The organism is Klebsiella sp. PK18, assembly GCF_057784655.1.
Window position 1 is genome coordinate 4,586,705 of record NZ_CM173493.1, and the last position, 15,940, is coordinate 4,602,644.

Sequence of the window (15,940 nt, forward strand, 5' to 3'; positions counted from 1 at the left end):
TATTCCTGTATTAGTCAAACTCCAGTTCCACCTGCTCCGAGCCGATAAGGCCACGCAGATCGTTAAGTAAACGATCGCTCGGAGAGACGCGCCATGTTGCGCCGAAACGCAACCGCGCGCGTGCATCCGCCCTCTGATAGTAGAGGTGCACTGGAATGGTTCCCGAACGGTGGGGTTCCAGAGACTGACGGAGTCGGTTTAAAAGCTGGTCATCAATTTGCCTGTCCGTCAGCGAGATAGCAAGCCCGCGAGCATATTTTTCCCGGGCTTCGTCAATGTCCATGACTTCGCGGGCGGTCATTTTAAGCCCCCCGCTAAAGTCATCAAAGCTGACCTGTCCGCTGACGATAAGTATGCGGTCTTTTTCCAGCAACTGCTGATATTTATCCAGCGCGTCGGTGAACAACATCACCTCCAGACGCCCGGAACGGTCATCCAGGGTACAGATGCCGATACGATTGCCGCGCTTGGTGACCATTACCCGCGCCGCAATCACCAGCCCCGCCGCCGTGGTCACTTTACCACGATCGGTCGGATGCATGTCTTTGAGCCGCACGCCGCCGACGTAGCGCTCAATCTCTTTCAGGTACTGGTTAATCGGGTGCCCGGTCAGGTATAGCCCCAGGGTTTCCCTTTCACCATCCAGCACCACCTGCTCAGGCCATGGCTGGCAGCTGGCGTAGGACTGTTCTATTTGTTCAGGCTCTTCCGCCAGTACGCCGAACATATCGGCCTGGCCAATAGCCTCCGCTTTCGCGTGCTGGTCGGCGGCTTTCAACGCATCGCCCAGCGAGTTCATCAGCGCCGCGCGATGCGGACCGAGACGATCGAACGCCCCGGACATAATCAGTTTTTCCAGCACCCGGCGGTTGAGCTTTTTAATATCGGTCCGCGCGCAGAGGTCGAACAGCTCGCGGAAATAACCGCCATTGTTGCGCGCCTCAATGATCGCTTCGATCGGCCCTTCGCCAACGCCTTTGATGGCGCCGATGCCGTAGACAATCTCGCCGTCGTCGTTAACGTGGAAATGGTACAGGCCGGAGTTAATATCCGGGGGCAAAATTTTCAGCCCCATGCGCCAGCACTCGTCCACCAGGCCAACGACCTTCTCGGTGTTGTCCATATCGGCGGTCATTACCGCCGCCATAAACTCAGCCGGATAGTGCGCCTTAAGCCACAGCGTCTGGTAGGAGACCAGCGCGTAGGCGGCGGAGTGCGACTTGTTAAATCCGTAACCGGCGAATTTCTCCACCAGGTCGAAGATTTTCATCGCCAGTTCGCCGTCAACGCCGTTTTTCTTCGCCCCATCTTCAAAGATAGAACGCTGCTTGGCCATCTCCTCCGGTTTTTTCTTACCCATCGCACGGCGCAGCATATCCGCGCCGCCGAGGGTATAACCGGAGAGCACCTGGGCAATCTGCATGACCTGTTCCTGATACAGGATAATGCCGTAGGTCGGCTCCAGCACCGGTTTCAGGCTCTCATGCTGCCACTGCACGTCCGGGTAGGAAATCTCTTCGCGGCCGTGCTTACGGTCGATAAAGTTATCTACCATCCCCGACTGCAGCGGACCCGGGCGGAACAGGGCCACCAGCGCGATCATATCTTCGAAGCAGTCAGGCTGCAGACGCTTAATCAGATCTTTCATGCCGCGCGATTCAAGCTGGAAGACCGCGGTGGTTTCCGAGCGCTGCAGCATGTCGAAGCTTTTCTTGTCATCCAACGGGATAGCGGCGATATCCAACGGCCCTTCGCCGTTTTTCGCCCGCCGCTTGTTGATCATCTCCAGCGCCCAGTTAATGATAGTGAGCGTACGCAGACCGAGGAAGTCGAATTTTACCAGCCCGGCGTATTCCACGTCGTTTTTGTCAAACTGGGTAACCGGATGCAGCCCCTGCTCATCGCAATACAGCGGCGCAAAGTCGGTAATTTTAGTGGGAGCGATAACCACCCCACCGGCGTGTTTACCGGCGTTTCGCGTCACCCCTTCCAGCTTACGCGCCATGTCGATCAGCGCTTTAACTTCTTCGTCCGCCTCATAGATTTCCGGCAGCTGCGGTTCGGCTTCAAACGCTTTCGCCAGCGTCATACCCGGATCGGGCGGCACCAGCTTGGAGATACGGTCGACAAAGCCGTACGGGTGACCCAGCACGCGGCCCACATCGCGGATGACCGCTTTCGCCGCCATGGTACCGAAGGTGATGATCTGCGATACCGCATCGCGGCCATACATGTCCGCCACGTGCTCAATAACCTGGTCGCGTTTCTCCATGCAGAAATCGACGTCGAAGTCGGGCATCGAGACACGTTCCGGGTTAAGGAAACGTTCGAACAGCAGGTCGAATTCCAGCGGATCAAGATCGGTGATCTTCAGCGCGTAGGCCACCAGCGAGCCGGCGCCGGAACCGCGGCCCGGGCCAACCGGCACGCCGTTATCCTTCGACCACTGGATAAACTCCATAACGATCAGGAAGTAGCCCGGGAACCCCATCTGGTTGATCACCTGCAGTTCAATATCCAGACGCTGGTCATACTCCGGGCGCTTTTCAGCACGGACGGCAGGATCCGGGAAGAGAAATTCCAGCCGCTCTTCCAGACCCTCTTTCGATTTCATGACCAGGAAATCCTCCGTGGTCATATCGCCGGTCGGGAACTGCGGCAGGAAATATTCGCCAAGCCGCACGGTGACGTTGCAGCGTTTGGCGATCTCGACGCTGTTCTCCAGCGCTTCCGGGATATCGGCGAACAGCTCGCACATCTCCTCCTCACTGCGCATATATTGCTGCGGCGAGTAGTTGCGCGGCCGTTTCGGGTCGTCGAGCGTAAAGCCGTCGTGGATCGCGACGCGGATTTCATGGGCGTCGAAATCGCTGGTGTCGAGGAAGCGGACATCGTTGGTCGCCACCACCGGCAGGCCGCGCGCTTCCGCCAGCGCCACGGCGGCGTGGAGATAGGCCTCTTCATCCTGACGACCGGTGCGGATCAGCTCAAGAAAATAACGGTCCGGGAAATGCTCTTCATAGAACGCGACGCACTGTTCCACTAACGGCATATTGCCGCGGATCAGGCTAACGCCGACGTCGCCTTTACGGCCGCCGGAAAGCAGAATCAGCCCTTCCTGGTGTTCCACCAGCCAGTCGCGGTCAATCCACGGCCCCAGCGCGCCGTAGCCGCGCTGATAGGCGCGGGAAATGAGCAGCGTCAGGTTCTGGTAACCGGTGTTGTTCGCCGCCAGCACGGTCAGCTCGGTAAACTCATCGCCGAGCAGGTCGCACTGCACGTGAAAATCGGCGCCGACAATCGGCTTAATACCCGCGCCGTGTCCCGTCCCGTAGAACTTCACCAGCCCGCACAGGTTGGTGAAATCGGTGATCGCCAGCGCCGGCATGCCAAGCGAGGCCGCCTTCTTGACCAGTGGCCCGGTCTTTGCCAGCCCATCGATCATGGAATAGTCGCTGTGCACCCGCAGGTGTACGAAACGTGGTTCAGCCATCTTTAGATCCCGGTGACTTAGTTGGACGCCAGGCCCAGGGCACGCTTCACCGGACCAAAACTGCGCCGGTGATGCTCTGTTGCGCCGTGTTCCTGCAGCTTCTGCAGGTGAACAGCGGTGGGATAGCCTTTATGCTGGGCAAATCCGTAGTGGGGAAATGCGAGGTCCAGCGTGGCCATTTCGGCGTCACGAGTGACTTTTGCCAGAATAGACGCTGCGCTGATTTCTGCCACCCGGCTGTCGCCTTTCACCACCGCCAGAGAGGGCATCGGCAGCGACGGACAGCGGTTGCCATCGATCAGGATAAACTCAGGAACAATGCTCAGGCCGGCGACGGCGCGCTGCATCGCCAGCATAGTGGCATGCAGAATATTCAGCTCGTCGATTTCGTGCGGCTCGGCACGCCCCAGGCTCCAGCACAGCGCTTTCTCTTTAATCTCATCGCACAGCGCCAGGCGACGCTTTTCGCTGAGTTTTTTGGAATCATTCAAACCCACAATCGGCTTCGCCGGATCGAGGATCACCGCCGCGGTCACGACCGCGCCAACCAGCGGCCCGCGGCCAACTTCATCAACGCCGGCAACCAGATGGGTATGCGGATAGACGAACTCCATCATTGTTTTGCTAACTCCAGTACGGCGTCCGCGGCCTGCTCATCGGCGTTGCAGCGGATCTGCTGATGCAGCGCGCGGAACGTCTCATGCATCTCGTGGCTGGTTTTGCCATCGGCCAGCAGCGGCTGCAGGGCGGCGGCCAGCGCCTGCGGCTCGCACTCATCCTGCAGTAGCTCTTTGACCAGCTCGCGACCGGCCAGCAGATTCGGCAAGGAGACGTAGTCGGTTTTCACCAGACGCTTTGCCAGCCAGAAGGTGAACGGCTTCATGCGGTAGCCAACCACCATCGGGCACTTCGCCAGCATGCACTCCAGCGCCGCCGTCCCGGAGGCCAGCAGCGCGGCGTCGCTGGCGATCATCGCATCGCGCGCCTGACCGTCCAGCATATGCACGATCATATCCGGCGCCGTCTCAGCTTTGATTCGCTCAAACTGCTCCCGCCGTTTGGCATTGACCAGCGGCACTACCACCTGCAAATCGGGATAGGTGACGCGTAACAACTGCGCGGTTTTCAGAAAGTCCGCGCTGAGCATTTCGACTTCCGCGCCGCGGCTGCCGGGCAGCAGCGCCAGACAGCGCACATTGTGCGGGATCCCTAACCGGTCGCGCGCAGCGCCTTTGTCAGGATCCAGCGGCATCGCATCCGCCATGGTATGGCCGATAAAGCGGCAGGGGACGTTAAATTTGTCATAAAACGCTTTTTCGAAAGGCAGAAAAGCCAGCACCAGGTCGGTCGCTCTGCCGATTTTGAAAACGCGTTTTTGTCGCCAGGCCCAGACCGACGGGCTGACGTAGTGAATCGTTTTGATGCCCTGCTTTTTCAGATTCCCTTCGAGGGTAATATTGAAGTCAGGGGCGTCGATGCCGACGAAGACATCGGGGCGCAGCTCGCCAAAGCGGCGGGTAAGATCGGCGCGAATATGCAGGAGACGGCGTAAGCGACCGAGCACCTCAACAATGCCCATCACCGCCAGCTCTTCCATTTCGTACCAGGCTTCGCACCCTTCCGCCTGCATCAGCGGCCCCGCCACGCCGACAAAGCGCGCGTCAGGGATGCGCGCTTTGAGAGCCCGGATGAGGCCTGCACCAAGAATATCGCCGGAGGTTTCTCCGGCGACCAGGGCAATCGTCAGGGGACGCGGTTCAGCCATTAACGAATCAAGCCGCGAGTGGAACGGGCAAAGAAATCAACAAACGGCTGAACTTCAGGATGCTGAGTCGCCAGTTCGGCGATTTCCGGTTTGGCTTCGTCCAGCGTTTTGCCGCTGCGGTACAGCAGTTTATACGCGTTACGAATCGCGGTAATCGCCTCACGGCTAAAGCCGCGGCGTTTCAGCCCTTCGATGTTGACGCCAAACGGCGTCGCGTGGTTACCCTGGGCAATCACGAACGGCGGAACATCCTGCGCCACGCCGGAGCATCCGCCTACCATGACGTGTGCGCCGATGATGCAGAACTGGTGTACTGCGGTCATGCCGCCGATGATGACGAAATCATCCAGAGATACGTGACCGGCCAAGGTTGCGTTATTGGCCAGAATGCAGCGATCGCCAAGCGTACAATCGTGCGCCACATGGGCGTTGATCATCAGCAGGTTATCGTTGCCCACCTTTGTTAATCCACCGCCCTGTACTGTGCCGCGATGAATGGTGACGCTTTCGCGGATGCGGTTGCGATCGCCAATTTCCACCCGGGTCGGTTCGCCAGCATATTTCAGATCCTGGTTAACTTCGCCGATGGAAGCGAACTGATAGATCTCATTGTCACGGCCGATTTTGGTATGGCCGTTAACGACGACATGAGACTTCAGTACGGTGCCTTCGCCAATTTCGACGTTAGCGCCAACAATACAAAACGGACCAATGTGAACGTTAGCACCAATGACGGCGCCTTCTTCTACAATGGCGGTAGGATGAACAAAAGCGGTTTTATCAATCACGTATCAGGCCTCCCGGCTACGCGCACACATCATCGTCGCTTCGCATACCACTTTACCGTCAACCAGCGCGACGCCTTTGAAACGGGTCAGGCCGCGGCGGGTTTTCTCGAAAGTGACTTCCATAATCATCTGATCGCCTGGTACTACCGGACGTTTGAAGCGCGCTTCGTCGATGCCTGCGAAATAATACAGCTCGCCTGGCTCCAGTTTTCCGACGCTTTTAAATGCCAGAATCCCGGTGGCCTGCGCCATCGCTTCCAGAATCAGCACGCCAGGCAAAATCGGCTTACCAGGGAAGTGCCCCTGGAAAAACGGCTCGTTTACAGAAACATTTTTTACTGCGCGCAGAAAACGACCTTCTTCAAAATCCAGCACGCGGTCTACCAGCAGGAACGGGTAACGGTGAGGCAGAAGTTCCAGAATCTCTTCAATGTGCAGAGTATGAGTGTCAGTAGTCAAAATACTCTTCCTGTCTAAATGTACTAAAAGGCAATAATAACACGGCCTGCGGCAATCTTTTAGCGAATGCAACAGGCCGGAAATGTCATGTGACCAAATGATGAATTAGTCTTGTTGATTAACCTTGCGCTCAATCGCTTTCAGGCGCTTGCTCATCTCGTCAATATTCATCACCAGCGCCGCAGTTTTACGCCACGCCTTGTTCGGCTGCAGCGGAATACCGGAGGAGTATACGCCAGGTTCAGAGATAGGACGCATCACCATCCCCATCCCCGTGACGGTGACTTTATCGCAGATTTCCATATGGCCGTTAATCACGCTGGCGCCGCCAATCATGCAGTAGCGGCCAATTTTCAGGCTGCCCGCCATGATAACGCCGCCGGCAACCGCGGTATTGTCGCCAATTACCACGTTATGCGCAATCTGACACTGATTATCAATGATAACGCCGTTACCGATAAGGGTATCGTCCAGCGCGCCGCGATCGATGGTGGTGCAGGCGCCAATCTCCACGCGATCGCCAATAATGACGCGACCCAGTTGCGGGATCTTGACCCAGTTACCGCGATCGTTAGCATAACCGAAGCCATCCGCGCCGATCACCGTGCTGGACTGGATCAGGCAATTCTCGCCGATCTCAATCTCATGGTAAATGGTCACATTGGCCCACAAACGCGAGCCGGCACCGATTTTCGTATTTTTCCCAACGAAGCAGCCTGCGCCGATCGCCACGTTATCGCCCAGTACAACACCGGATTCGATAACCGCGTTAGCGCCGATCGCCACGTTGTTACCCAGCTTCGCCGACGGATCGATGACCGCGCTCGGCGCGATATCCTGTGCCGGCTGCGGCGTGGTATCAAGAATTTGAGCCATGCGCGCGTAGGTCAGGTAGGGATTACGCACTACCAGCGCGGCGCTATGGGCAAAAGGCAAATCATCCTGCGTCATGACAACGGCAGAAGCCTGACAAGCGGCCAGGTGTTCACGGTACTTAGGGTTGACCATGAAAGTGATTTGGCCCGTTTTCGCGCTCTGCATGGACGCAACGCCGGTGATGACGATATCGCCATCACCGTGTAATTCTGCATCCAACTGCTGCGCGAGATCAGCCAGTCGAATTGAAGGCATTACTTATTTAACCTGTTTCAGCACATCAGCGGTGATGTCTTTTACATCGCTGCTGTTGTATGCAACGGCATTTGCGTCAACCACCAGATCGATGCTCTGATCTTTCGCTACGCTCTGTACAGCAGTCTGGATGCGGGTAACCAGTTTGCCACGCTCTTCGTTGGAACGACGTGCGCGATCCTGTTCAAACGCCTGCGCTTTCTGGGAGAAGGTCTGGCGCTGAGCCATCACGTCTTTTTCCAGTTTGGTACGATCGGCGCCCGGCTTCATGGACTGCAGACGCTGCATTTTAGACTGCAGGTCGCCTTCCATACGCTGCAGTTCGCTAGCGCGGCCTTTGAACTCGTTTTCCAGCGTGTTGGAAACGCCAGTTTTCTGGGCAACCTGTTGGAACAGGCTGTTCATGTTCACCAGGGCAATTTTATCTGCCGCCTGAGCGGAAGTTACCATTGCCAAACCCAGACCTGCAGCTAATAACCACTTTTTCACAATAAACTCCTTACCATCCCATGAGTACCCAGGGGTACCGTTATTTGCGTGGCGAGGCGATAACCGCGTTATCGCCTACAGTCAGCGCTATACTGCACTTGCATTCCGTTGCCGCCAACAATTACCAGGTTTTACCAATGTTAAACTGGAACTGTTCGGCTTTGTCTCCATCGTACTTTTTGAACGGTTGGGCGTAGGAGAAGACCAACGGCCCCAACGGCGACATCCACTGCACGGCAATACCCGCAGACATACGGATGTTGCTCGGATCACTGTAATCCGGGTAACCGCCATAGGCGTTCGAATCCCAGTGAGTATCCCATACGGTACCCATATCCCAGAAGACGGAAGTACGGACCGAGTTCGCATATTTGTCACTAATAAACGGCGTCGGGGTAATCAGCTCCAGGCTGGCCACCGCCATCGCGTTACCGCCCACCGCATCATCGGATTTACACGGCGCGGATTCGGTGCTCTTACAGTCATTGGTATAACCGCTATCGCCATCATGACGGCTGCTCGACGGGAAGTACACCGCCTTCGGACCAATGGTGTTCGACTGGAAGCCACGCACGGTGCTGGAACCACCGGCATAGAAGTTCTCATAGAACGGCATCTCTTTGCCGCCGATACCATCGCCATAGCCAAAGCGGGTACGACCCAACACTACCCACTGGTGATCGTTGTCGATCGGCACATAGGTGGCGGTATCCAGCGTCGCTTTGTAGTATTCGTTGTCTGAGCCCGGAATGGTCACCTTACCGTTCAGGTTGACGCGCGAACCTTCCGTTGGGAAGAAGCCGCGGTCAAGCTTGTTATAGGTCCAACCGTAGTTGAAGGTGAAGTCATTCGCACTGAACGAGTTCCGGTCGTTGGTGTTGTCCGGATACTGGCCCATCGAGTTCAGGTAACGCCACATCGCCACCTGCGGCTGCATATTGGACAGGGAGTTATGAACATAACCGACCCCGGCGCGCAGCGTGTTGTATTCGTTGACCGGGAAGCCCAGCGTGACGTCTGTACCATAACTTTTGTTGGTATAGTCAGACAGATCCGCATCGTTCGCATCGAAGTCATTATAGAAGATACGGCCGCCGAGGCTCACACCGTCAACGGTGAAGTACGGGTTGGTCACCGACAGTTCGGTATAGGTCTGGTAATCGTTTTTGGTGCCGTTGATCCCGACCGCATAACCGGTACCTAACCAGTTATCCTGCTGGACGCCCGCCTGGAAGCTGACGCCGCTTTCGGTACCGTAGCCGATACCGAAGTTGAAGCTACCGGTGTTACGCTCTTTCACCTTGTAGACAACGTCGACCTGGTCCGGGCTGCCCGGCACGCGTTGGGTATCGGTATCCACCGTTTCGAAGAAGCCTAAACGGTTGAGACGGTCTTTACCCTGATCGACGAGATCGCTCCCCAGCCATGCGCCTTCCATCTGGCGCATTTCGCGGCGCAGGACGGCATCTTTGGAGGTGTCGTTACCTTCGAAGCGAATTTTACGCACGTAATAGCGGTTACCCGCATCGACGTTGACGTGCAGTTTGACGGTCTTATCGCTGTCGTTGATTTCCGGCTGCGACTGAACGCGCGGGTAGGCGTAACCATAACGACCCAACAGTTTCTTGATGTCGTTTTCCATCTTGGTTACTTTCGCGCCGTTGTACAGTTCGCCCGGCTCGACTTTGGTCAGCGCTTCGATTTCGGCCGAATGGCCCGCCAGATCGCCCGTTACCTGCACCCCGGAAAGCTTGTACTGATCGCCTTCGGTGATGTTGACGGTAATGTAGATCCCTTTCTTGTCCGGCGTCAGGCTAACCTGAGTAGAATCGATGTTGAAACGGGCATAACCGCGATCCAGATAGTAGCTGCGCAGGGTTTCAAGGTCGCCCGCCAGCTTCTGCTTCTGGTATTTACGGTCGCCGACCACGTTCCACCACGGTACCTCATCGCGCAGCTGGAAGTGGGAGATCAGTTCATCGGTCGAAAACGCATGGTTGCCGACGATATTGATCTGCTGAATTTTTGCGGAGACGCCTTCCTGAAAGACCAGCTTCAGATCGACACGGTTACGCGGCAGCGGCGTCACAACCGCTTTGACGCTGGCGCTGTATTTACCAACGCTGTAGTAGAAATCCTCCAGACCCTTCTCGATATCCGCGATGGTCGTGCGGTCAAGCGACTCGCCCACCCGAACGCCAGAGGCCTCAAGGTTCTGCTTGAGCATGTCATCTTTCACCGACTTATTGCCGGAGAAGGTGATGCTGGCGATCGTCGGACGCTCTTTCACCTGCACCAGCAGGGTATCACCATCGCGCAGGACGCGGACGTCCTCAAAGTTGCCAGTGGCAAACAGCGCGCGAATAGTGTTACTGATATCATCGTCGGTCACCGTATCGCCAGGACGCACTGGCATACTGAGGAGGGCCGCACCAACAGCGACACGCTGCAAGCCTTCGAAATGAATGTCCTTCACCACGAACCCTTCAGCACCGTATACAGTCGCGCTGCTAAACAGCAGCGACGCTATGAGCAACTTTTTCATCGCCATCGTTATTATGCGTTCTTCCTAACAAACTCTCTTATAACCGAGAGAAATCATTGAAAAGTGCAAGCCCCATTAACAGCACCAGCAGTATTGAGCCAATGCGATAACTAAAGTCTTGAACTCGCTCGGATACCGGCCCGCCCTTCAGCTTTTCGATCGCTAAAAACAGCAGATGTCCCCCATCCAGTACGGGCAGTGGGAACAGGTTGATGATTCCGAGGTTCACGCTAATCAGCGCAAGGAACATCAGATAATAAATCAACCCAAACTCCGCTGACATTCCAGCCCCCTGAGCGATAGAGATCGGCCCACTGAGGTTGTTCAGTTTGACATCACCGGTTATCAATTTACCCAGCATCCTGACCGTCAGTGACATCAGCTGCCAGGTTTTATCCGTGGCTTCAGCGATGGCGGCAAACGGTCCGTACTGACGTACTGTCTTGTATTCCTCAGGTAGCGGGATGACCTTTGGCACCACCCCTGCGAACCCTTCTGCCTTACCTTTTACCGTTTTCGCATCCGGCGTCAGGGTTAACGGCAGCGCACTCCCCTGCCGTTCAATCTCCAGCGCCAGCGCTTTGCCCGGATTATCTCGCACCAGATTAACAAACGTCATCCACTGCGTTAACGGTTGACCATCGACTTTAACGATCCGGTCGCCCGCTTGCAAACCCGCTTTCTGAGCTGCCGAGCCCGTCTGGACCTCCGCCAGCACCGTATCAATCTGCGCGCTGCGCGGCTGGATCCCCAGCGAGGTCACGGGATCTTGCTTGTCTGGCTCAAACGCCCAGTGCCGCAGATCGACGATTTTATCCTGGCGCTGATTGGTCCCGAAAGGGGCGACGGTAAGTATTGTTTGCGGGTTGCCGATTTTGGCGACCAGCTGCATACGCACCGCATCCCAATCAGGCGTTTCGATACCATCTATCGCTTTAAGTTCCGTTCCTTTTGCAATTTGTGCTTGCGCGGCAACCGAATTGGGCGTTATTTCACCCACCACCGGCCGCACGCCAGGAACGCCGATAATAAAGACCAGCCAGTAAGCAAAGATAGCGAAAATGAAGTTAGCGATGGGGCCGGCGGCAATCACCGCCGCACGCTGGCCGACGGTTTTATTGTTGAAGGCGTAGTGGCGCATCTCCGGCGCCACCGCCTCGACGCGCTCGTCCAGCATCTTGACGTAGCCGCCCAGCGGGATCAGGGCAATCACGAACTCCGTGCCCTGCTTATCCATCCGCCGCCACAGCGCTTTGCCAAAGCCGATAGAAAAACGCTCAACCCGGATGCCGCAGCGGCGCGCCACCCAAAAATGGCCAAACTCATGCACCGTAATCAGTACGCCAAGCGCAATGATAAAAGCTGCCAGATTCCAGAGCACGCTCAGCATATAACCTTCCGTCAAATCGTCCTGAAGACCAACAGTAGCAGACAGGCGAAGACCGGTACCGCCGCCGTCAGGCTGTCGATACGATCGAGAATACCGCCGTGTCCGGGAATCAAGTGCCCGCTATCCTTAATGCCGGCCTCGCGCTTAAACATACTTTCCGTCAGATCGCCCAGCACGGAAGCCAGGGCCGCCACCACGGAACAGACCAGCAGCACCGTCGGCGTGACGTCAAGATGCGCCCACACCCCGTAAGCCCAGGAGATCACGGCCGCCGTCAGCAAACCGCCAAAAAAACCCTGCCAGGTTTTTCCCGGTGAAACCTTTGGCGCCAGCTTATGCTTGCCGAACATTTTGCCAAACATGTAGGCGCCAGAGTCGGCTCCCCAGACCAGGATCATGACGTACAGCAGCCACACCGCACCGCTGTAGTGGTTATCGGTATAGTGCCAGGCGCGCAGCGCCAGCATGCCCCAGAAAAACGGAACAATGGTCAATATGCCGAAGATAAGGCGCAGCACTTTGGAATGGCGCCAGAATGCCGCCGACGCCGGGTACGATAACACCAGCAACAGCGCGACGATCCACCAGGCGAATGAGGCCCAGAGTGAACCTTCCACCATCGGTTGATGAACGTCATAATGGTATTCAGGCAGCAGAAAAAGCATGGCAGCCAGCAGAAGGCCGCACAGCACCGCCAGCCAGACCCGCTGCGACGTTGAGGTGAAACCGCTCAGTTGCCCCCACTCCCACGCGGCGAGCATGCAGACCACGAGGGTCACGATAGCAAATCCCATCGGCGGCAATAAGAACAGCGCCGCAATGACGACGGGAATTAAGACGAAAGCAGATATCAGGCGATACTTCAGCAAAAGTGACCCCCATCAGGCATGACTGCCACCCGGCTCAGTGCCGCCGAAACGACGCTCTCGATTAACAAAGGCATGGAGTGCACCTTCAAAGTCCTGTTCAGCAAAATCGGGCCAAAGAACATCCGTAAAGTAAAGTTCGGCATAGGCAATTTGCCAAATCAAAAAGTTACTTATTCGGTGCTCTCCCCCGGTCCTAATAACTAAATCAACGGGAGCCAGTTCATGCATGCAGACCTGCTGACTCAGCATCTCTTCCGTGATCTCTTCAGGCAGCAGCGTCCCGTCCTGTACTTGTTTCGCCAGCAGACGAACGCCCTGGGTAATATCCCAGCGACCGCCGTAATTTGCCGCAATGTTCAGCGTTAAGCCGGTATTGTTTGCGGTCAACGCTTCCGCTTTGCGGATGCGTTCCTGCAGGCGCGCATTGAAGCGCGTGGTGTCGCCAATGACCCGCAAACGCACATTGTGTCGGTGCAGACTTTTGACTTCGCTATCCAGCGCCCAGACGAACAGTTCCATCAGCGCGCTGACTTCCTGGGCTGGACGGTTCCAGTTTTCGCTGCTGAACGCGTATAACGTTAACGCCTCAATTCCATTATTCGCCGCGAAGGAGACCGCGCGACGCACGGATTTCGCACCGGCCTTGTGCCCGAAAGCGCGAATTTTACCTTGCCGTTTCGCCCAACGGCCGTTGCCATCCATAATAATGGCGACATGACGGCAGCCATGAGTTGGCGATATTTCGCTGACAGTTTGATTAGCAGACAACATCACGCGTTTTAAGTCCATAATAAGGATTAACTAGCCACCAAACAGAGGCCACCGGGCCGCGCTGGATACGCATTTTTATCCGATGCCGGGGCTGCAGCCAATCGCAGAGAACAACCAAAAGCTTTACGCAAAAAAGCCGTGTTTTGCCACGGCCACCGTAATCTTTAACAACAAAATGCAACGATCGGGTGGCGCAGACTATATCACCGAAGCCTTTCGCCCACAAATACCACCGCGTTACGCCTGCGCGCCCAAACGATTAAGCTGCTGGTGAGCTACCGCACGAGCGTCAGCGTCGATAACCAGAACATCATCAATGCTTTGCGGCTCCTGCAGGTTCATCTTATCCAGCACCGCCAGATTCACCGCCGCAATATCGGTAAAGCGGATATCGCCATGCAGAAACGCGGCAACCGACTCTTCATTGGCCGCATTCAGCGCCGTGGTGGCCGCCTGGCCGACCTCAAACGCGTCCATCGCCAGCTTCAGGCAGGGATAGCGGGCGTAGTCCGGCGCGGAGAAGCTCAGGTTGCTCAGCTGGCAGAAGTCCAGTGGTTTGACCCCGGAGCTCAGGCGCTGTGGCCAGCCCATGGTATGAGCAATCGGCGTGCGCATATCCGGCTCCCCAAGCTGGGCCAGCACGCTGCCGTCCTGATAGCGAACCATCGAGTGGATCACCGACTGCGGGTGGATCAGCACTTCCATCTGCTGCGCCGAAGCATTGAACAGCCAGCGCGCTTCAATATATTCCAGACCTTTGTTCATCATCGTGGCTGAATCGACGGAGATCTTACGTCCCATCGACCAGTTGGGATGGCGGCAGGCCTGATCCGGGGTCATCGCCGATAGTTCAGCCACGTCCGTCTCGCGGAAAGGCCCCCCGGAACCGGTTAACAGAATGGACGAGACGCCATTCCGGGTGAGGTCAGCGTATCCCAGATGCTGTTGAATTGTCTCCGGCATACTCTGAAAAATCGCGTTATGTTCGCTATCGACCGGCAGCAATCGCGCCCCCGACCGCTGAACGGCCTCCATGAACAAGCGACCGCAGGTCACCAGCGATTCTTTATTCGCCAACAACACGGTTTTCCCGGCGCGGATCGCCGCAAGCGTCGGTACCAGCCCCGCCGCGCCGACGATTGCCGCCATCACCTGATCGACCTCATCCAGCGCCGCGACCTCAGCCGCCGCCTGCTGGCCGCTCAGCACCTCGGTACGGCAGCCATGCTCATGCAGACGGGTGCGCAACCGCTCAGCGCTTTGCGCATCATCCATCACGGCGTAACGCGGAGTAAATTCCAGGCATTGTTCAACCATGCGGTCAACGTTTTTCCCCGCGACCAGCGCGGCGACGGAAAAGCAACCAGGGTTATGGCGTACCACGTCCAGCGTGCTACAGCCAATGGAGCCGGTCGAACCGAGAACGGTTAATTGCTTCATGAGACGTCCAGAAGAAAGGAAACAGAATAAAAAGCAAAACGCCGCCAGCAAGCCCCTACGCGACAACTATCGGGGGTAAGGCGGCGGCATCAGGCCTTCAACTTAGCGCTAAAGGCTACAAGGCCAGCCAGCTCAACGCAATCCCGAGAATTGAGCGTACAGTCTTCTGTACGGCGTTTCAGATTTTACTCAGGCCAGGAAGTGTCGGCCCGAGCAACAGCAGAGCATCAGAACTGCATCAGTTCCGCTTCTTTATCTGCCAGCGCCGCGTCAACTTTCTTGATGGCGGCGTCAGTCATTTTCTGCACGTCGTCCTGAGAACGGCGATCGTCATCTTCGCTGATCTCTTTCTCTTTCAGCAGCGCTTTAACTTTGTCGTTCGCGTCACGGCGAACGTTACGCACGGCGACACGCGCCTGCTCAGCTTCGCCACGGACGATCTTGGTCAGATCTTTACGACGCTCTTCGGTCAGCGGCGGCAGCGGAACACGAATATCGCTGCCGGCGGAGCTTGGGTTCAGACCGAGGTCAGACGCCATGATCGCTTTTTCAACAGCCGCAGACATAGAACGGTCAAAGACGTTGATTTTCAGGGTACGGGAGTCTTCGACGGTGACGCTGGCCAGCTGGCGCAGCGGAGTCGGCGTACCGTAGTATTCAACAACAATCCCGTCCAGCAGGCTCGGAGAAGCACGACCCGTGCGAATTTTGCTGATTTGGTTTTTGAATGCTTCGACGCATTTTTCCATGCGGATTTCAGCATCTTTTCTGATATCGCTAATCACGTTACGAATCCTTGA

Annotated in this window: 13 protein-coding genes; all 13 read right to left on the reverse strand. The window is 56.6% G+C overall.

The window, feature by feature from the left end:
- Positions 1-10: 10 nt before the first annotated feature.
- The gene (dnaE, locus tag AC3EMD_RS22660) at positions 11-3,493 is read right to left on the reverse strand and encodes a DNA polymerase III subunit alpha (protein WP_008807346.1); all 3,483 of its coding nucleotides are present in this window, start codon (positions 3,491-3,493) and stop codon (positions 11-13) included.
- Positions 3,494-3,510: 17 nt separating this feature from the next.
- Positions 3,511-4,110, reverse strand: coding sequence for a ribonuclease HII (gene rnhB / locus AC3EMD_RS22665; RefSeq protein ID WP_046882479.1), 600 nt, complete (start codon positions 4,108-4,110; stop codon positions 3,511-3,513).
- Positions 4,107-5,258: a lipid-A-disaccharide synthase gene (gene lpxB, locus AC3EMD_RS22670; protein ID WP_008807348.1), complete on the reverse strand. Its 1,152-nt coding sequence runs from the start codon at positions 5,256-5,258 to the stop codon at positions 4,107-4,109. Before lpxB ends, rnhB begins: the two co-directional genes overlap by 4 nt.
- The gene (gene lpxA, locus AC3EMD_RS22675) at positions 5,258-6,046 is read right to left on the reverse strand and encodes an acyl-ACP--UDP-N-acetylglucosamine O-acyltransferase (protein WP_008807349.1); all 789 of its coding nucleotides are present in this window, start codon (positions 6,044-6,046) and stop codon (positions 5,258-5,260) included. The genes lpxB and lpxA overlap by 1 nt, the downstream gene beginning before the upstream one ends.
- Positions 6,047-6,049: 3 nt before the next feature.
- Positions 6,050-6,505 carry a 3-hydroxyacyl-ACP dehydratase FabZ gene (fabZ, locus tag AC3EMD_RS22680; protein WP_004145858.1) on the reverse strand — a complete coding sequence of 152 codons (456 nt, stop codon included), beginning with the start codon at positions 6,503-6,505 and terminating at the stop codon, positions 6,050-6,052.
- Positions 6,506-6,610: 105 nt separating this feature from the next.
- A complete protein-coding gene (gene lpxD, locus AC3EMD_RS22685) occupies positions 6,611-7,636 on the reverse strand; it encodes a UDP-3-O-(3-hydroxymyristoyl)glucosamine N-acyltransferase (RefSeq protein ID WP_022065546.1) in 1,026 nt (341 codons plus the stop codon).
- 3 nt (positions 7,637-7,639) lie between these two features.
- Positions 7,640-8,125: a molecular chaperone Skp gene (skp, locus tag AC3EMD_RS22690; protein ID WP_002889325.1), complete on the reverse strand. Its 486-nt coding sequence runs from the start codon at positions 8,123-8,125 to the stop codon at positions 7,640-7,642.
- Positions 8,126-8,246: 121 nt separating this feature from the next.
- Positions 8,247-10,676 carry an outer membrane protein assembly factor BamA gene (gene bamA / locus AC3EMD_RS22695; protein ID WP_008807351.1) on the reverse strand — a complete coding sequence of 810 codons (2,430 nt, stop codon included), beginning with the start codon at positions 10,674-10,676 and terminating at the stop codon, positions 8,247-8,249.
- Between the two features lie 31 nt (positions 10,677-10,707).
- A complete protein-coding gene (gene rseP, locus AC3EMD_RS22700) occupies positions 10,708-12,060 on the reverse strand; it encodes a sigma E protease regulator RseP (protein ID WP_008807352.1) in 1,353 nt (450 codons plus the stop codon).
- Positions 12,061-12,071: 11 nt separating this feature from the next.
- On the reverse strand, positions 12,072-12,929 hold the full coding sequence (cdsA, locus tag AC3EMD_RS22705; RefSeq protein WP_008807353.1) for a phosphatidate cytidylyltransferase: 858 nt from the start codon (positions 12,927-12,929) through the stop codon (positions 12,072-12,074).
- A gap of 12 nt (positions 12,930-12,941) precedes the next feature.
- Positions 12,942-13,700 (reverse strand): (2E,6E)-farnesyl-diphosphate-specific ditrans,polycis-undecaprenyl-diphosphate synthase, encoded by a 759-nt coding sequence (gene ispU, locus AC3EMD_RS22710; protein ID WP_012968905.1) that lies wholly within the window; start codon positions 13,698-13,700, stop codon positions 12,942-12,944.
- A gap of 237 nt (positions 13,701-13,937) precedes the next feature.
- The gene (ispC, locus tag AC3EMD_RS22715; RefSeq protein WP_046882478.1) at positions 13,938-15,140 is read right to left on the reverse strand and encodes a 1-deoxy-D-xylulose-5-phosphate reductoisomerase; all 1,203 of its coding nucleotides are present in this window, start codon (positions 15,138-15,140) and stop codon (positions 13,938-13,940) included.
- A gap of 227 nt (positions 15,141-15,367) precedes the next feature.
- Positions 15,368-15,925 carry a ribosome recycling factor gene (frr, locus tag AC3EMD_RS22720; RefSeq protein WP_002889308.1) on the reverse strand — a complete coding sequence of 186 codons (558 nt, stop codon included), beginning with the start codon at positions 15,923-15,925 and terminating at the stop codon, positions 15,368-15,370.
- Positions 15,926-15,940: the final 15 nt, after the last annotated feature.